Annotated in this window: 3 protein-coding genes; all 3 read right to left on the bottom strand. The window is 64.4% G+C overall.

The window, feature by feature from the left end; genetic code table 11:
- Positions 1–120: 120 nt before the first annotated feature.
- Complete coding sequence (locus EN893_RS24885; protein WP_127268293.1) at positions 121–1,038, bottom strand: NAD(P)-dependent oxidoreductase; 918 nt, start codon at positions 1,036–1,038, stop codon at positions 121–123.
- Positions 1,035–2,246 carry a mandelate racemase/muconate lactonizing enzyme family protein gene (locus tag EN893_RS24880; protein WP_127272520.1) on the bottom strand — a complete coding sequence of 404 codons (1,212 nt, stop codon included), beginning with the start codon at positions 2,244–2,246 and terminating at the stop codon, positions 1,035–1,037. Before EN893_RS24880 ends, EN893_RS24885 begins: the two co-directional genes overlap by 4 nt.
- The coding region (locus EN893_RS24875; RefSeq protein WP_128361840.1) for a GMC oxidoreductase at positions 2,243–3,406 on the bottom strand (1,164 nt) is incomplete at its 5' end. The genes EN893_RS24875 and EN893_RS24880, both read right to left, overlap by 4 nt.

Genomic DNA, 3,406 nt, shown 5'->3' with positions numbered 1-3,406 from the left:
CCTTCGAGATCCTGCCCGGTGCATTGACGCTCAGATATTGAATCAAGCCGTTGACAGATTGATTCAGATGGATCCGCCGATCCAGCCAACGCCCTGAAATCGTTTGATATCCAGCCGGCGTCAGAGTTCGAGCTTGGCCGGGAAACCAGGTGCGCGCAGGTCGGTGCCGACGGCATCTTCCAACAGTTTGACGATCTGGGTCGACCAGGCGCCGCCGCCATAGGCGGCCTTGCCTTGCTGAAAAATGGCGTTGACGCGCGATGCCAGCTCAAGCGGCACGCCGGACTGCTCGCCGATGGCGAGCGCGAAGCCGAGGTCCTTCAGCGCCAGGTCCATGGTGAAGCCGATGTCGTAGGAGCCGTTGAGGATGAGCTGGCTTTCGGTCTCGTGGACGAAGCTGTTGCCGGAGGAGGCTGATATGGCGTGGTAGGATTGGGCGAGGTCGAGCCCGCCTCGTTTGGCCAGCATCAGCGCTTCGCCGGCGGCAACGAGATGGATGAAGGCGAGCATGTTGGTGATCACCTTGATCACCGCCGCCGAGCCGACCGGGCCCATCAGAAACGATTTTGCGCACATCGCCTCGATGGCGGGGCGATGACGTTCATAGAGTGCGGCGTCGCCACCGACCAGCGCGGTGATCTTCCCAGCCGCCGCCAGGTGCACGCCACCGGTGACCGGGCATTCCAGCGTCTCGACGCCCCTGGCCGAGGCGAGGGCGGCGAGGCGGGTAATTTCGTCGCGGCCGTTGGTCGACATCTCGATCCAGGTGCCGCCTGCGGGCAGGCCCTCCAGCAGACCATCGGCGCCCGCCAGCACGGCTTCGCTCACCTTCGGAGAGGGCAGGCAGGAGATTGCGTTGCCGGCCCGTGCGGCGGCCTCGGCGGGGCTGCTTGCCGCTGTGGCCCCGAGCGCCACCAGGCGCTCGACGGCGGCGGGATCACGGTCGAAGACCGTGACGGCAAAGCCGTTGCGGATCAGGCTGGCGGCAAGGTTGCCGCCGAGGTGGCCAAGGCCGATGAAGGCGTAGCTTTCGCTCACGGCGTCAGCGGCGTCTGCATCATCTGCAGATGCAGGTCCTTGCCCGTGTAAGGGTGTGCTTCGCAGACCGCCTCGTTGAGCTCGACGCCGAGGCCGGGCTCCTTTGAGGGGATGATTTTGCCGTCCTGCCACTCGATCTTTTTCTTCAGCAGCGTGGCGTGGAAACCGTCCCACTGCTTCAGCGATTCGAGGATGAGGAAATTGGGCAGCGTCACCGCCAGTTGGATGTTGGCCGCACCGACGATCGGTCCGCAATAGCAATGCGGTGCGATCTGGATGTGGTAGGCCTCGGCCATGGCGGCGATCTTCTTGGTTTCGAGAATGCCGCCGGAGCGGCCGAGGTCCGGCTGCAGGATGGTCGCGGCGCGGTTCTCGATGACGCGGGCGAATTCAAACTTGGTCGTTAGCCGCTCGCCGGTGGCGATCGGGATCGAGGTCGCGCGGGCCACTTGGGCCATGACCTCAGGCATATCAGGCGGCACCGGCTCCTCGAACCACAAGGGATCGTAGGGCTCGATGGCGCGCGCCATGCGCAGCGCGCCGGACGCTGTGAACTGGCCGTGCGTGCCGAACAGGATGTCGGCGCGGGTGCCGACCGCCTCGCGGATCGCCTTGATCATGCGGGTGGACAGGTCGATATCGACGAGGCGCGGCTGATGGCCGTCGAAGGCTGTGTAGGGGCCGGCGGGGTCGAGCTTGACGGCATTGAAACCCTGCTCGACATATTCGAGCGCACAGGCAGCGGCGAGATCTGGATCGTTGTAGACGTTCTTGCCGTGCGCATCCTCGGAATGGACGCTGCCGCTGTGCGGATAGAGATAGGTGTAGGAACGCAGCGTTTCGTGCACCTGGCCGCCGAGCAGTTTATAGACCGGCTTGTCGGCTTCCTTGCCGATGATGTCCCAGCAGGCCATTTCCAGCGCCGAGAAGCAGCCCATGCCGGACACATCGGGGCGCTGGGTGAAGCCGGAGGAATAGGCGCGGCGGAAGAAATTCTCGATGTCGTGCGGGTCGCGGCCGATGAGATAGCGCTCGGCCATGTCCTCGACCATGCGGGCGGTAACATGGGCCGAGAAGGTGGCGTTGTAAGCCTCGCCATAGCCGACGACGCCGCCGTCGGTGGTCAGCTTGACGAAGATGAAATACTTGCCGCCGATGCCGGGCGGCGGATTGCCGACAACCCAGGTCTTGACGTCGGTGATCTTCATTCTTGGTCCTCCAGAACCAGTTCGGCGCCTTTCCAACCGGTCATGATCGAGGCGGCGTTGGTGTTGCCGGTGATGTTGTCGGGAAAGATCGAGGCATCGATGACGCGCAAACCTTCCAGACCATGCACCTTGAGGCGCGGGTCGACGACGGCGCGCGCGGGATCCGGCCCCATGCGGCAGGTCGAGACCGGATGATAGACGGTGCCCGAGCGCTTCCGGAAATCCTGGACCAGATCGGCATCGGAGGTGATCGAGGGACCGGGCAGGACCTCTTCCTCGATGATCTCGGCCATGGCAGGCATCGAGGCGATCTTGCGCACGAATTTCACCGCCGCCAGCATCTCCTCGACATCGGCATTGGTGGAGTAGGCATTGGCCGTTATCCTGGGGTAGTCGCGCGGATTGGCCGAGCGGATCATGATCTCGCCACGGCTCGACGGGCGGCAATTGGACAGGCCGATGGAAAAGCCCGGCCATGGGTCCGGCGTCAGGATCGGGCGCTCGCCGCTCTTGGGAATGACGGTCGAGAAGGCCTGGAAATAGAGCTGCATGTTGGGCCGCGTCGCCGCAGGGTCGGTGCGGAAGAAGCCGCCGGCATTGTTCATCGACAGCGACAGCGGGCCGGAGCGGGTCAGGATGTATTGCATGCCGACCAGTAGCTTGCCCCACCAGGGACGCAGCGTCTGGTTGAGCGTCGGCAGCCTGCCCTTGAAGGTGTAGTTGATGCCGACATGGTCCTGCAGATGCGCGCCGACATTCTCGTTGGCATGGACGATTGGGATGCCCAGGCCGCTAAGCAGAGCGGAGGGGCCGACACCGGACAGCTGCAGCAGCTGCGGCGAGTTGACCGAACCGCCCGACAGGATGATTTCGCGGCCGGCACGCGCTGTCTTCGTTTCGCCGTTCTGCAGATATTCGACGCCGACGGCACGCTTGCCCTCGAACAAGATTTTTGTCGCCAGCGCCTTCATCTCGACGCGGACATTCCCGCGCTTCATCGCCGGGCGCAGGAAAGCGCACGCCGCCGACATGCGGCGGCCATTGCGGGTCGAGATCTGGTAGATGCCGACGCCCTCCTGGGCGGCGCCGTTGAAATCCGGATTGAGCGGCAGGCCGGCCTGCTGGCCGGCGGCGAGATAGCGTTTGGTCAGCGGGTGGAC

The organism is Mesorhizobium sp. M7A.F.Ca.CA.004.04.2.1 (genome assembly GCF_004022825.1).
Lineage (GTDB): Bacteria > Pseudomonadota > Alphaproteobacteria > Rhizobiales > Rhizobiaceae > Mesorhizobium.
Note: the sequence above shows the minus strand (reverse complement) of the source record. Positions and strands in the feature narration are given on the sequence as shown.

Bases quoted from the DNA above. Each gene is read 5' to 3' on its own strand.
- EN893_RS24880 (WP_127272520.1), bottom strand. From the start codon at position 2,246: ATGAAGATCACCGACGTCAAGACCTGGGTTGTCGGCAATCCGCCGCCC.